The sequence below is a fragment of the Streptosporangium sp. NPDC087985 genome, assembly GCF_044741965.1.
In the GTDB taxonomy this organism is placed as follows: Bacteria; Actinomycetota; Actinomycetes; order Streptosporangiales; family Streptosporangiaceae; genus Streptosporangium.
This window is the reverse complement of sequence record NZ_JBIUTQ010000001.1, coordinates 304,238-318,818: the sequence shown is the minus strand read 5'-3', so window position 1 is coordinate 318,818 and position 14,581 is coordinate 304,238. Positions and strand designations below refer to the sequence as shown.

The following is a 14,581-nucleotide window of genomic DNA, read 5'->3' as shown; positions in this document are numbered from 1 at the left end:
CTCTATGGTATTCCTGCCGGATTGGTTGTGGCCGTTTCGGACAACCGCCTCGGCCGACGCTGAGTGGAGCCACAGGTGTCCGGGACCGACATGACCGGAGTCACGCGGCGTGCCGCGGCGCTGCCGAGCGGGCTCCGGCCCCGACGCCGGGGCCGGACCTCAGGGGGTGAAGCGGTAGCCCATGCCCGGCTCGGTCAGCAGGTGCACCGGGTGGGCGGGATCCCGCTCCAGCTTCTTCCGCAGCTGGGTCATGTACTGGCGCAGGTAGTGGGTCTCCTTGAGGTAGCTCGCTCCCCAGACCTCGGTCAGCAGCTGGCGCTGGCTGATCAGCTTTCCGGGGTTGCGCAGCAGGATCTCCAGCAGATGCCATTCCGTGGGTGTCAGCCGTACGCCATCGGAGACGGTCTTGCCGGCCAGGTCGACGACATGATCGCCGATGTGGATCCGGGCGAGTTCGGAGTCAGGCACGGTGGTCCGCCGGGTCACCGCGCGGACGCGGGCGAGCAGTTCGTCGATGTTGAACGGCTTGGTGACGTAGTCGTCGGCGCCCGCGTCGAGCGCGTCCACCTTGTCCGCGCCACCGGTGCGACCGGAGAGCACCACGATGGGGACCGTGGTCCAGCCGCGCAGGCCGTGGATGACGTCGATGCCATCGATGTCGGGCAGGCCGAGGTCGAGTATGACCAGGTCGGGATGCCAGTCGGCCGCCTCGCGCAGTGCCGCGCCGCCGTCGGCGGCCACCGCGACCTCGTAGTGCCGGGCGACCAGGTTGATCCGGAGCGCTCGCAGGATCTGGGGCTCGTCGTCGACAACGAGGATACGGGTCACGTGCTCTCCACAGAGGCGGGTCCGGTGTGCACCCGCGAGGAGACGGGCAGTGCGAGGATCATGGTGAGACCTCCTCCTGGTGTCTCTTCCGGTACGAGGGTGCCGCCCATGGCCTCCGCGAGCCCCCGGGAGAGTGCGAGGCCGAGGCCGACACCGGTGTGGTTGTCACGGTCTCCGAGTCGCTGGAAGGGCATGAAGACCCGATCGTGCGCCTCGGGAGGGATGCCGGGGCCGCGGTCGACGACTCGGATCTCGACGTGGTCGCCGTGTCTGCTCCCCGTGATGAGAACCTTCTGATCGGCCGGGCTGTAGCGGATCGCGTTGGACATGAGGTTGACCAGAATCCGTTCCAGCAGCGCCGGATCGGCGATGATGTCGGGAAGTTCGACCGAGATGTGCCCGTCGATCCTCTCAGCCAGGTGCCCGAGGTCGTCGATGGCACGCGGCACGATCTCCTCCAGCGCCGTCGGCTGCGGCGCCGGCCCGAGCACCCCGGCCTGCAGGCGGCTCATGTCGAGCAGGTTGACGACCAGCCGGTCCAGCTTGACCAGGGATTCGCCGGCGGTGGCGAGCAGCTCGTCCCGGTCCTCCCGGCTCCACGCGATCTCGGTGCTCCGCAGACTCTCCACGGCGGCCGTGGCCGAGGCGAGCGGAGTGCGCAGGTCGTGGCTGACCGCGGCGAGCAGCGCGGTGCGCATCTTGTCGGCCTCGGCCAGCGGCCTGGCCTGCTCAGCCCTCTCCTCCAGCCGGTCCTGCCGCAGGGCCACGGCCGCCTCGGCGGCGAACGCCTCCAGCACCCGGCGGTCGGACGCCTCCAGCAGCCTGCCGCGTACGGCCAGCACCAGGTGCTCGTCGATGACCACATCGGTGTCGGCCGAGCCGGGACAGGTGCAGGGGGCGGCACCTGCGGTGGCGACGATCCGCCAGGCCTTGGGATCCGACTGGTCGTCCGGGCCGGGTGCGCCGCGCCGCTCCAGCAGCGTGACCGAGGTCAGCGCGAAGGTCTCGCGCAGCCGGGCCAGCAGGGACGGCAACGCCGCCTCGCCGCGCAGCACATGGCCGGCCAGCGTGGACAGCACCTCGGCGTCCGCGCTCGCCCGCGCCGCCTCCCTGGTACGGCGGGCCGCCACGTCGACGATGGCACTCACCGCGGCGGCGACCAGGACGAAGACGACGAGGGCGAAGAAGTTCTCCGGGTTGGAGATCGTCAGAGTGCGGAGAGGGGGCGTGAAGTAGTAGTTGAGCAGGAAGGAACCGCCGACCGCCGCGGTGACCGCCGGCCACATGCCGCCGATGAGGGCGACACCGATGACCATGAGCAGGAAGAACAGGATCTCGCTCGGCAGCGTCAGGGCGTCCCTGAACGGGATCAGCATGGTGGTGAGGGCCGGCACCCCGGCGACGGCGACGGCCCATCCGGCCATCCGCCGGGTACGGGTCAGTGCGGCCCCGGAGCGTGCGGGACGACGTCCCTTCTGCGCCTGGGCATGAGTGATCATGTGGACGTCGATGGAGCCGGACATCGCGGTCACCGTGACCCCCACGCCCCGGGAGAAGATCTGGGCGAACCGGCCGCGCCGGGAGGCGCCGAGCACGAGCTGGGTGGCGTTGACGCCCCGGGCGAAGTCGAGCAGGGCGCGCGGGACGTCGTCGCCGACGACCTGGTGGTAGGTGCCGCCCACGCTCTCCACCAGCGTGCGCTGATGCGTCAGGCTCGCCGGATCCGCCCCGGCCAGGCCGTCGGCCCTGGTGACGTGGACGGCCAGCAGGTCGGCGCCCTTGGTCCGGGCCGCGACGCGGGCAGCCCGCCGGACCAGCGTGGCCCCCTCCGGGCCGCCGGTCAGCGCGACCACGACGCGCTCGCGGGCCTCCCAGGTCCCCGCGATGCCGTGCTCGGCGCGGTAGCGGTCGAGCTGGTCGTCGACCTTTCCCGCGACCCAGAGCAGGGCCAGCTCCCGCAGCGCGGTCAGGTTGCCCACCCGGAAGTAGTTCGACAGCGCCGCGTCGACCTTCTCCGGCGTGTACACGTTGCCGTGCGCCATCCTGCGGCGCAGCGCGTCGGGCGACATGTCGACCAGTTCGACCTGGTCGGCCCGCCGGACCACCTCGTCGGGCACGGTCTCGCGCTGCTCCACCCCGGTGATCTGCTGGACGACGTCGTTCAGCGACTCCAGGTGCTGGATGTTGACGGTGGAGATGACGTCGATCCCGGCGTCGAGGATCTCCTCGACGTCCTGCCAGCGCTTGGTGTTCTTCGAGCCGGGCACGTTGGTGTGCGCCAGCTCGTCGATCAGGGCGATCCGGGGAGCCCGCGCGACGACCGCGTCCACGTCGAGCTCGGTGAAACTCGCCCCCCGGTAGACGATGGTCCGGCGGGGGACGACCTCCAGGCCCTCGATCAGCTCGGCGGTGCGGGCGCGGCCGTGGGGCTCGACGAGACCCACGACCACGTCGGTGCCCCGTTCCCGCCTCCGGTGTCCCTCCCCGAGCATCGCGTAGGTCTTGCCCACCCCGGGGGCCGCGCCCAGATAGACACGTAGCCGTCCGCGTGGCACGCCGATCACCCCCTGTCGAGCGCCAGGTTGAGCCGCAGGACGTTCACACCCGGCTCCCCCATGAAGCCGAGAGGGCGGCCGGTGGTGTTCTCCTTGATGAGCTGCATGACCTTCACCACAGGCAGGCCTCGTTCTCTGGCCACGCGGGGGGCCTGCAACTCAGCGTAGGCGGGTGAGATGTCCGGGTCGAGGCCGGAGCCGCTGGCGGTGACCGCGTCGGCGGGCACCACCGCTCTCTGCGAGCCGCGGACCGGGACGGTACGGCCTGCCGAATAGTCCTCGCCGGGCCTGCCGCACTCCACTTTCACGCCCTGGTAGTCGGCGATGAACGGCGCGGCGGGGCAGGCCTGGTTGACGCTGACCACGCGGGTGACCGCGCCGACAGCGGGGAAGACCTTCAGCACGGCGCCCACACCGTCCGGAGTGCAGTACGGCCGGGCCCCGCTGACGCCCTCCAGCTCGCCGACGGCCTTGCTGCGGGCGCAGACCTGGGTGAGCAGGCTCTGTCTGCCCTTGTCGGGATTGCCCTTGTGGTCCTTGGCGCCCGGGACGGCCAGAACGTCCACGATGTTCTCCGGGCCCAGGTTGCCGGCCGAAGTGGAGAGCATGTCGTAGCCGGCACCGGCCTCCGATGGACGGCTCTGGAAATATCTGCCCACCGCCCTGCCGCCGGCGTCGGTGAAGTTCTGGCCGACGAGCCCGCTGCCGACGTCCCTGCCGTCCTGCTGGACGATCGAGCCGTTGGCCTTGCCCTTGAAGACGGTCTGGGCGATCCCGGTGACCAGCAGCGGGTAGGCCCCGCCGAGGAGCAGGGTGAAGACGAGCAGCGCCCGTAGCGCTGCGAGGTGCTGGCGGAACCAGCTGGGCAGGCGTTCCATTTATGCCATCCCCGGAAGGAACTGAACGAGAAGATCGATGATCTTGATGCCGATGAACGGGACGATGACGCCACCCAGGCCGTAGAGGTAGAGGTTGCGGCTGAGTAGCTTCGAGGCGCTGGAGGGGCGGTAACGGACACCGCGCAGCGCCAGCGGGATCAGCGCCACGATGACCAGGGCATTGAAGATCACCGCGGACAGGACTGCCGACTGCGGGCTGGTCAGGCGCATGATGTTCAGCACGTCCAGCCCCGGGTAGACCGCGGTGAACATCGCCGGAATAATCGCGAAGTACTTGGCGATGTCGTTGGCGATCGAGAAGGTCGTCAGCGCTCCGCGCGTGATGAGCAACTGCTTGCCGATCTCGACGATCTCGATGAGCTTGGTGGGGTTGGAGTCGAGGTCGACCATGTTGCCGGCCTCTTTGGCCGCCGACGTGCCGGTGTTCATCGCCACGCCGACATCGGCCTGGGCGAGCGCGGGCGCGTCGTTCGTACCGTCACCGGTCATAGCGACCAGCCGCCCTCCCTTCTGCTCGCTCTTGATCAGGGCGAGCTTGTCCTCGGGGGTGGCCTCAGCGAGGAAGTCGTCGACCCCGGCCTCGTCGGCGATGGCCTTGGCGGTCAGCGGGTTGTCACCGGTGATCATGACGGTGCGGATGCCCATCCGGCGCATCTCGTCGAACCGCTCGCGCATGCCCTGCTTGACGACGTCCTTGAGGTGGATGACGCCCAACACGCGTGCTCTGCCGTCGACGGCCTCGCCCACGACCAGCGGGGTGCCGCCGGAGCCGGAGATGGCGTCCACGATGGCTCCGACCTCGTCGGTCGGGTGCCCGCCATGGTCGCGGACCCACTTCATGACCGCGGTCGCGGCGCCCTTGCGGACGTGGCAGCCGTCGACGTTGACGCCCGACATCCGGGTCTGGGCGGTGAACTGGACCCACTCGGCGTGGGCCAGCTCGCCCGGCTGCCGCTCCCGCAGCCCGTACGCCTGCTTGGCATAGACCACGATCGAGCGCCCCTCCGGGGTCTCGTCGGCGAGACTGGCCAGCTGGGCGGCCGTGGCGAGCTCGTCGGCGGAGACGCCCGGCGCCGGGACGAACTCCGAGGCCTGCCGGTTGCCCAGGGTGATGGTGCCGGTCTTGTCCAGCAGCAGCGTGCTGACGTCACCGGCGGCCTCGACCGCGCGCCCGCTCATGGCCAGGACGTTGCGCTGGATCAGGCGGTCCATGCCCGCGATGCCGATCGCGCTCAGCAGCGCGCCGATCGTGGTCGGGATGAGGCAGACCAGCAGCGAGACCAGCACGATGCCGGTGACGCCGTTGCCGTTCAGGGCAACAGAGTCGGGAATGCCAGGATTATCAGCCTTGGAGTAGATCGCCAGCGGCTGCATGGTGACGGTGGCGGTCAGGAAGATGATCGTCAGCGCGGCCAGCAGAATGGTGAGGGCGATCTCGTTGGGCGTCTTCTGCCGGTTGGCGCCCTCGACCAGGGCGATCATCCGGTCGATGAAGCTCTCGCCCGGTCTCTGGGTGATCTGGACGATGATCCGGTCGGAGAGCACCTTGGTGCCGCCGGTGACCGCCGAACGGTCACCGCCGGACTCGCGGATCACCGGTGCGGACTCACCGGTGATGGCCGACTCGTCGACGCTGGCGATGCCCTCGACCACGTCGCCGTCGCCGGGGATGATCTCCCCGGCCTCGACGATCACGAAGTCGCCCTGCTTGAGTTCGGGCGCGCCGATGGTGTCCCAGTGGTCCAGATCGTCCCGTTTCACGAGTCTGCGGGCGGTGGTGTCGTGCTTGGCGGCGCGCAGGGAGGCGGCCTGTGCCTTACCCCGGCCCTCGGCCACGGCCTCGGCGAGGTTGGCGAAGATCACCGTGAGCCAGAGCCACGCGACGATCGCCCAGGCGAAGAACGACGGCTCGACGAGCGCGAGCACAGTGGAGAACACCGCGCCGATCTCGACGATCAGCATGATCGGGTTGCGCCACATATGTGCGGGGTTGAGCTTGATCAGGGCGGCGGGCAGCGACGTGATGAGCTGCTTGGGATCGAGCAGGCCACCACCGACCTTGTTCCTCGGCACCGGGGTACGGCCCGGCGCTCCGATCACGGGGATGGGCATCAGTGGATTCCTTCTGCGAGCGGCCCGAGCGCCAGGGCGGGGAGGAAGGTCAGGGCGACGAGGATGACCGTCACGCCGACGACCATGCCGACGAACTGCGGCCGGTGCGTGGGCAGCGTGCCCACCGAGGCCGGGATCGGGGCCTGCCTGGCCAGCGAGCCCGCCAGGGCGAGCACGAAGATGATCGGCAGGAACCGTCCGAGCAACATGCACAGGCCGAGCGCGGTGTCGTACCAGGGCGTGTTGGCGGTGATGCCGGCGAAGGCGGAGCCGTTGTTGTTGGCAGCGCTGGTGAAGGCGTACAGCACCTCCGACAGGCCGTGCGGGCCGCCGTTGAGCATGCTCGCCCGCTGCTCCGCCGACCCCATGGCGAGAGCGGTGCCGACCAGCACCAGCGCGGGCGTGACCAGGAAGTACATCGACGCGAGCTTCATCTCACGGGCGCCGATCTTCTTGCCCAGATACTCCGGGGTGCGGCCGACCATGAGCCCGGCCACGAAGACGGTGATCACCGCCAGCACGAGCAGACCGTACAGGCCCGAGCCCACTCCACCCGGCGCGACCTCGCCCAGCATCATGTTGACCATGGTCATCATGCCGCCGAGCGGAGTGTAGGAGTCGTGGGAGGAGTTGACCGCGCCGGTGCTCGTGAGCGTGGCCGCGGCGGCGAAGGTGGCGGAGTTCGCCACGCCGAACCTGACCTCCTTGCCCTCCATCGCGGCGCCGACGGCCTGCGGGACGGTGGCGTTGCCCGACAGCTCGAAGACGTTGATCAGCACGAGGCTCGCGAAGGCGAGGGTGGCCATCACCGCGGCGATCGCATAGCCCTGCCTGACCTGGCCGACCATCCTGCCGAAGGTGCGCGGCAGCGCGAACGGGATGAGCAGGATCAGGAGGATCTCGAACCAGTCCGTCCACGCCGTGGCGTTCTCGAACGGGTGGGCGGAGTTGACGTTGTAGAAGCCGCCGCCGTTGGTGCCGAGCACCTTGATGGCCTCCTGGCTGGCCACCGGGCCACCGGTGATCGCCTGTTGGCCGCCGGTCAGGGTCGCCACCGTGTGCGGGTCGGCAAAGTTCTGGATCAGCCCCCCGGCCACCAGCACGATCGCGCCGACGGAGGCGATCGGCAGCAGGATGCGGATCGTGCCGCGGACCAGGTCCACCCAGAAGTTACCGAGGCTGTCGGTCCTGTTCCTGGCGAACCCACGCATCAGCGTGATCGCCACGGCCATGCCGACCGAGGCCGAGACGAAGTTCTGCACGGCCAGACCGGACATCTGCACCAGGTAGCCCATGGTGGACTCGCCCGAGTAGGCCTGCCAGTTGGTGTTGGTCGCAAAGCTGACTGCGGTGTTCCACGCGACGTGGTCGGTGACCGGGGCCATCCCCAGCGAGAGGAACAGCCTGTCCTGCAGGCGCTGCAGGCCGTACAGGAACAGGATCGAGACCAGCGAGAAGGCCAGCACGCTGCGGGCGTAGACACTCCACCTCTGCTCGGCGCCGGGCTGGACGCCGAGCAGGCGGTAGATCACCCGCTCGACGGGGTTGTGCCGAGTGCCGGTGTAGACGCGGTACATGTAGTCGCCGAACGGCCGGTGCATCAGGACCAGCACGACGACGAGGGATCCGATGAACAGGATCCCGGCAAGGGTGGAGCCCATCAGAAACGCTCCGGGAAGAGCAGGGCCACGACCATGAAGATCACCAGGCCGACGGCCACCACGAGACCGGTGGCGTTGACAACGCTCACAGGCGCTCCACCGCCTTCACGACGAACCCGAAGATCACGAAGATCGCGATCGTCAGGACGACGAAGATGATGTCGCCCATCCCCACTCCTCAAAATCCGGAAATGCTCCTGCCTCCCCCAGATGGGTGGCACGTACCCAGAGCAAATCGCGATTTTTGGGCTATAAGGAGCTTCTTGACGGGTTCCATACGCCCGAACACCAAGCTTTGACGCCATCACTACGCGGGAGTGGAGAGAGCCGTATCACAGCGGACGGGCGGCCACGGTGCGGCACCCCGGTCAGTGGACCGCCTCCCTGACAGACGGCTGGTCGAACTGGGTCCGGTACAGCTCCTCGTAACGGCCACCCGCGGCGAGGAGGTCGGTGTGCGTGCCGCGCTCCACGATCCGCCCGCCCTCGATCACCAGGATGAGATCCGCGGCCCGGACGGTGGAGAGCCGGTGCGCGATCACCACCGAGGTCCGCCCGGCCAGCGCCTCGCCCAGCGCCTCCTGCACCGCCGCCTCCGAGGTGGAGTCCAGGTGCGCGGTGGCCTCGTCGAGGATCACCACCCTCGGACGCGCCAGCAGCAGCCGCGCGATCGTCAACCGCTGGCGTTCACCACCGGAGAGCCGGTATCCGCGCTCACCGACGACGGTGTCCAGCCCGTCGGGCAGCGCCTCGATGAGGTCGGCGAGCCGGGCACGGCGCAGCACCTCCCACAGCTCGTCCTCCGCCGCCTCCGGCCGGGCCAGTAGCAGGTTCGCGCGGATCGACTCGTGGAACAGGTGCCCATCCTGGGTCACCATCCCGAGCGTCTCGCGGATCGACTCAGCCGACAGCTCCCGGACGTCCACACCGGACAGGCGCACGGTGCCTTCCTCGGCGTCATAGAGTCTCGGGACCAGCTGCGCGATCGTCGACTTCCCGGCACCCGAGGATCCGACCAGCGCCACCATCTGTCCCGGCTCTGCGCGGAACGACACCCCGTGCAGCACCTCGACCCCACCGCGCGTGTCGAGGGTCGCCACCTCCTCCAGCGACGCGAGCGACACCTTGTCCGCCGACGGGTAGCCGAAGCGCACCCCGTCGAACTCCACCGACACCGGCCCGTCGGGCACCCGCCGGGCGTCCGGCCTCTCGACGATCAGGGGCTTGAGGTCCAGCACCTCGAAGACCCTCTCGAAGCTCACCAGCGCGCTCATCACTTCGACCCGCGCGCTGGCCAGCGCGGTCAGCGGCGCGTAGAGGCGGGTGAGCAGCAGCGCCATCGCGACCACGGCGCCCGGCTCCAGCTGCCCCCGCAGCGCGTAGAACCCGCCGAGGCCGTAGACGAGGGCGAGGGCCAGCGCCGAGACCAGCATCAGCGCGGTGACGAACACCGACTGCACCATCGCCGTGCGCACCCCGATGTCGCGCACCCGCCGGGCCCGCGTGACGAACTCGGCCGACTCGTCGGCAGGCCGGCCGAAGAGTTTCACCAGCGTCGCCCCGGGCGCGGAGAAGCGCTCCGTCATCTGCGTGCTCATGGCCGCGTTGTGGTTGGCCGCCTCGCGTTCGAGCCGCGCCAGCCGGCTGCCCATCCGCCGCGCGGGCAGGACGAACACCGGCAGCAGCACCAGCGCGAGCAGAGTGATCTGCCAGGAGGTCCCGATCATCACGGCGAGCGTGAGCACGAGCGTCACGAGGTTGCCGACGACGCCGGAGAAGGTGTCGCTGAAGGCCCGCTGCGCGCCGATGACGTCGTTGTTCAGCCTGCTGACCAGCGCGCCGGTGCGAGTGCGGGTGAAGAAGGCGATGGGCATGCGCTGCACGTGGTCGAAGACCGCGGTGCGCAGGTCGAGGATCAGACCCTCACCGAGGCTCGCCGACAGCCACCGCGTCATCAGCCCGAGCCCTGCCTCCACCACCGCGATGACGGCGATGAGCACCGCGAGCACGACGACGACGTCCACCGCGGCACCGTTGACGATCGCGTCGACGACCCGGCCCGCGAGCACGGGGGTCGCGACCGCCAGTGCCGCCGTCACGACGCTGAGCAGCAGGTAGAACGTCAGCAGCCGGCGATGCGGCCGCGCGAACCCGCCGATGCGCCGCAACGCGGCCATGGAGAACGGCCGCCGCTCCTCCTGCGCGTTCATCGCGTGGTAGAGCGACGTCCACGCGGTCACTTCCATGTCCATCGCACTGTCTCCAGGTTCGGGGGAAGAGGTTTCCGACGATCGCACGGGGCACCGACAGAATCCTCCGCGGCCGGTGCCGCGGCCGCCCCCGCCGGGCGGCGGCTCCGGCCGCGTGGTCGTAGCGATCACAGCGGTCGCCCGGGATCGCGTCTCGCTCCGCCCTGGCAGATCCCTCCGTGAGGCCACGGCATCGCCCGCGTTCCCGGTCGGCGACACAGAAGGACCCTAAAACCTAGACTTAACTTGAGGTCAAGCCCGCTCCCGCCGCCCGTCGTTCAGAGTGAGGCCCGGCGGTAGGTGCCCGGTGCGATCCCGTAGGAGCGGACGGACCAGCGGATCAGGTGGCCATGACCGCCGACCGGGTCCGTTCCGCCCAGCGTACGGCCGGCCGCATCGCGGAACCGGCCAGCAGGAACAGACCACCCAGCAGGAGCCAGCCGGGCGGCCCCCAGGTGATGATCAACGTGGTGAGCAGCAGGGGGCCGAGCATCCTCGCGACCGCCGTGCCCGCGCCGAAGAACCCCTGATACTGGCCCTGCCTGTCCGGCGGGGCCAGGTCGAACCCGATCGCCCAGGCACCAGAGGCCTGCATCATCTCGGCGAGCACCTGCAGACCCGCGGCCACGAGCAAGACGGCTCCGGCGGTCCATGCCGAGGATCCGGCCGCCGACAGCGCGAAGACCGCACACGACGCGAGCATCACCAGGCCGGCCTGCCGTACGGACCGGGAGGCGGAGTCCAGGCCGGTCACCCGACGGGCCACCCTCACCTGGAAGGCCACCACGCTCAGCGTGTTGAGCACCAGCAGCGCCGAGACCGTCCAGCTCGGGGCCTGGGTCCGCGTCACGATCCACAGGGGGATCACCAGGCTGAGGAGAGGCATGTGCAGCAGCATGATCATGTTGAGGAAGGAGATCAGCGCGTACGGCCCGTCCCGGAGCACCACCAGCGCCGGCTCACCGGCGGGGGCCGGTGGTGAGGGCGGCACGGCGGGGAGCCGGAACAGCACCAGGGCGGAGACCAGGAAGCACAGGGCGTCCATCGTGAAGACCGCCAGATACGCCTGCCGGGTGTCGAAGTACAGGGCCAGACCGCCGAGAGCCGCGCCGACCGCCAGCCCCGCGTTCACCGTCGCCTGCAGGTAGGCCCGTACCCTGGTCCGCTCCGCCTTGTCCACCAGCCCGGCCAGCAGCGCCTGCCGGGCGGCCCCGAGGCCGCACTGGCAGCAGGCGTAGAGGCAGGCGGCCAGGATGAACAGGGCGAAGGACCTGACGAACATGAACGAGCCGACCGCCGTGCCGGTCGCGACGGCCAGCAGCGCCGCCGTACCCCGGACCCCCCAGCGGTCGGCGAGGTGCCCGAGCGGGACCCCCGACACGGATCCGAGAGCCCAGCCGAGGGTCAGGCCGGCACCGACCTGGGTCGGCGAGAGCCCCACGATCCGGGTGAAGTACAGCGCCGAGCACACGTAGTACGCGCCGTCGCCGAACGCGTTGGTCAACTGTGCCAGGGCGAGAACCCGCGGCGGCCCGGAGGGGGGAATGATCCTGCTGAACATGGCGCTCCCTGGTCATCACCGACGAGCCGGGTGATGCGGACGCCGATCACCGCGTCCCTCTCCTCAGCCGCCGAGCGGTGTGATCACATCCTAGAAAGCGGGCCGTCTCCTCCATCAGGTCCAAAAGCCGTCGGATTGATTGGGCCAGAACGGGTGGCGGACCCGCGCCGGCGGCGATCGGGGTGTGAACAAGCTGCGGCAGCTCCTGGGCGAGGTGGCGGTCCCGCTGGCGGCGGTGGCCGGCATCGCCTACGAACCCGGCAAGAAAGGCGGGCGGCTGCGGCTGCGGCTCCGGGAGGGCGCTGACCCGTTCACCCAGGCGGCACGTGGACGGATCTCCGAGGCGGCCGACCCCTACCAGCTGACCGTCGACGCCGACCGCGCGGGTGTCGCCGAGTACTTCGTGGACAAGGTACGCGACACCCTGGTGGTCGAGCAGGTGCCCGACGGCCCCAGCGACCGCTACCTGCTGCCCGGCCCCGGGCTGCCGCTGACGGTGTCGGGAGGTGACGGCACCGCGACGTTCGACGGCGAGTCGGTCCACATCGAGTGGAACTGGGCGGTCGAGGGAGCCAAGAAGTCAGCCGGTCCCCAGCGGTTCCCGCTGAAGGACCTGGCCGGCGTGGAGTGGATCCCGTCCGCCGGCCTGGAGAACGGGCACCTCAGGTTCCGCCTCAGGGGCTCAGTGCACATGCTGGCCCCCAAGAGCGACCCGCACTGCCTGCTCCTGTGGGGCCTGGACAAGGAGACCCGGACGGCGGCGCTGTTCGTCGCCGCCCTGCTCGTCCGGCTGCCGCACCCCTCGCAGCGCTCAGACCAGCCGGCCGTCCTCGAAGCCCCCGCGCCGGAGGCGTCCGTGCCCTCCGGAAGGGGCGACGATCCCGACGCGCTCCTGCGCCGCCTGCGCGAGCTGGGTGAGCTGCACCGTGACGGTGTGCTCACCGAGGAGGAGTTCACCGTCGCCAAGCAGGCGCTGCTCCGGCGGCTGTAGAACGGGCACGGCCTAACGGCACTGGGCCAGCATCGTGGCCTTGTCGGCCCGGGTGACCGGCAGGTCGTATTTCACGGCGACCTGCGCGAAGCGCACGACGTAGGCACAGCGCACCCGGCGCACCGGCGGGAGCCAGGAGGCCGGGCCCGAGCCGCCCTTGGCCTCGTTGGCCTTGCCGTACACGGGGATCAGGTTGAGCGGGTCGTTGGCGATCCGCATCCGCTTGGCCATCGGCCAGCGGGAGGCGCCCATCCGCCATTCGTAGGAGAGCGGGACCACGTGGTCGACCTGGACCTCGTCCGCTCGCTGCCTGCTCCACTGGATCGTCCTGCCGGTGTAGGGATCGCGCAGTCTCTTGAAGCGCTCCCCACGGCTAAAGCCGGGGATTCCAGCCGTCCCAACCGTGCGGCTCTGCGCATGGTCGCGACGCTGTTGCTTGGCGGTTCACCTTCCGGCCCCGTTTACGCGGGTTTCCACGCCCCAGCCCACGATCCCGTTCTGGGTGACGCGGGCTCCGCCCTCCCGGCGGTGAGTAATGGCCAAAGTTGCAAGCTTGGTTATCGCTCACGTGTTCGACCACGACTGACTGTACCAGCGCGTGGTGCGCTGCCGCAGCCGGTTCCGGTCAAGGCATGCTCAGGCGCTAGAGCGCCTTCCCGCGCCGGGCTTACCCCATGGCTAAAGCCAGGGGTCCGCGCCCGGCATCTCCGATCGACACGGCCGGATCACTCCGGAGGTCCCCGCCGGCGACCTCTACAGCCAGCCTCGCTTCTTGAAGATCAGGTAGAGGACGGACGAGGCCACGATGATGGCGGTGGTGGAGGTCCAGAAACCGAACGGGTGGTCGAGGCCGGGATACGGCACGTTCTGACCGTAGAAGCCGGTGATCAGCGTGGGCACCGCGATGATGGCGGCCCAGCTCGTGATCTTCTTCATGATGTCGTTGAGTTTGAATCCCTGCTGGTTGATATGGGCCTCGTGGACATTGCCCACCAGCTCGCGCAGGGAGTCGGTCCACTCGGCGACCCGGAGCGTGTGGTCATAGACGTCCTGGTAGTAGGGGTCCAGCGCCGGATCCAGCATCTCCACGCTCCTGCGGAGCAGACTGCCCACGACCTCGCGCACCGGCACCGCCAGACGCCGGAACCGCACCAGCTTCTTGCGCATCTCGAAGGTCTGACGCTGGATGGAGACCCGGTCGCCGGAGTTCTCCTCGAAAAGCTCGTCCTCCAGCGCCTCGACCTGGTCGTCCAGGTCCTGCAGCACCTCGAAATGCCCGTCCACCACGTAGTCGAGAAGGCCGTGCAGCAGATAAGGCACGCCGTACTTGGCCATCTCGCTGTTGGCGTCCCAGCGCCTGATCACCTCGTCGATGTCGAAGTGGGGATTCTCCCTGACGGTGACCAGAGCGTTCTTGGTGATGAAAACGGATATCCCGGTGAGCTCGAGACGTCTGTCCACCAGCTTGGCGCCGTAGACGCTGAGGAACAGGTGGCTGTCGTAGGTGTCGAGTTTGGGACGCTGTTGGCTGTGGAGCGCGTCCTCGACGGCCAGCCGGTGCAGGCTGAGCTCTTCGCTGATCTTCGCCAGGTCCGCCTGCGAGGGCGAGCAGAGATCGAACCACACCACAGCGGACGGGTCTCCAACGTGATCGGAGACGTCGTCGACGGGAAAGCCCTCCGCCTCCATGACACCGTTGCGATAAAGGCGGGTGCGCTCCATTCC

Annotated in this window: 11 protein-coding genes; 1 reads left to right on the top strand and 10 read right to left on the bottom strand. The window is 69.4% G+C overall.

Annotated features, from left to right (window positions below; genetic code table 11):
- Positions 1-159 precede the first annotated feature (159 nt).
- The 8 genes from ACIN94_RS01580 to ACIN94_RS01545 form a co-directional block, all read right to left on the bottom strand.
- A complete protein-coding gene (locus ACIN94_RS01580) occupies positions 160-828 on the bottom strand; it encodes a response regulator (RefSeq protein WP_400698083.1) in 669 nt (222 codons plus the stop codon).
- Complete coding sequence (locus tag ACIN94_RS01575) at positions 825-3,383, bottom strand: DUF4118 domain-containing protein (RefSeq protein ID WP_400698080.1); 2,559 nt, start codon at positions 3,381-3,383, stop codon at positions 825-827. The genes ACIN94_RS01580 and ACIN94_RS01575 overlap by 4 nt, the downstream gene beginning before the upstream one ends.
- A gap of 5 nt (positions 3,384-3,388) precedes the next feature.
- Positions 3,389-4,261: a potassium-transporting ATPase subunit C gene (locus ACIN94_RS01570; RefSeq protein ID WP_400698077.1), complete on the bottom strand. Its 873-nt coding sequence runs from the start codon at positions 4,259-4,261 to the stop codon at positions 3,389-3,391.
- Positions 4,262-6,394 carry a potassium-transporting ATPase subunit KdpB gene (kdpB, locus tag ACIN94_RS01565; RefSeq protein WP_400698075.1) on the bottom strand — a complete coding sequence of 711 codons (2,133 nt, stop codon included), beginning with the start codon at positions 6,392-6,394 and terminating at the stop codon, positions 4,262-4,264. It abuts the gene before it with no gap.
- Positions 6,394-8,055 (bottom strand): potassium-transporting ATPase subunit KdpA, encoded by a 1,662-nt coding sequence (gene kdpA, locus ACIN94_RS01560; RefSeq protein ID WP_400698072.1) that lies wholly within the window; start codon positions 8,053-8,055, stop codon positions 6,394-6,396. The genes kdpB and kdpA overlap by 1 nt, the downstream gene beginning before the upstream one ends.
- A complete protein-coding gene (gene kdpF / locus ACIN94_RS01555) occupies positions 8,055-8,144 on the bottom strand; it encodes a K(+)-transporting ATPase subunit F (protein WP_400698069.1) in 90 nt (29 codons plus the stop codon). Before kdpF ends, kdpA begins: the two co-directional genes overlap by 1 nt.
- A 279-nt stretch (positions 8,145-8,423) precedes the next feature.
- Positions 8,424-10,307 (bottom strand): ABC transporter ATP-binding protein, encoded by a 1,884-nt coding sequence (locus tag ACIN94_RS01550; RefSeq protein ID WP_400698065.1) that lies wholly within the window; start codon positions 10,305-10,307, stop codon positions 8,424-8,426.
- A 337-nt stretch (positions 10,308-10,644) separates the two neighbouring features.
- Entirely contained in the window at positions 10,645-11,865 is a 1,221-nt protein-coding gene (locus ACIN94_RS01545; protein ID WP_400698062.1) for an MFS transporter, read from the bottom strand.
- 139 nt (positions 11,866-12,004) lie between these two features.
- Between ACIN94_RS01545 and ACIN94_RS01540 the strand changes: the two genes are divergently transcribed.
- Positions 12,005-12,856 carry a DUF4429 domain-containing protein gene (locus ACIN94_RS01540; protein ID WP_400698059.1) on the top strand — a complete coding sequence of 284 codons (852 nt, stop codon included), beginning with the start codon at positions 12,005-12,007 and terminating at the stop codon, positions 12,854-12,856.
- A 12-nt stretch (positions 12,857-12,868) separates the two neighbouring features.
- On the opposite strand, the gene ACIN94_RS01535 is transcribed toward ACIN94_RS01540, so the two are convergent.
- Both ACIN94_RS01535 and ACIN94_RS01530 read right to left on the bottom strand, forming a co-directional pair.
- A complete protein-coding gene (locus ACIN94_RS01535; protein ID WP_400699923.1) occupies positions 12,869-13,207 on the bottom strand; it encodes an HNH endonuclease family protein in 339 nt (112 codons plus the stop codon).
- 402 nt (positions 13,208-13,609) lie between these two features.
- Positions 13,610-14,578, bottom strand: a complete 969-nt coding sequence (locus ACIN94_RS01530; RefSeq protein ID WP_400698057.1) for a magnesium transporter CorA family protein — start codon at positions 14,576-14,578, stop codon at positions 13,610-13,612.
- Positions 14,579-14,581: the final 3 nt, after the last annotated feature.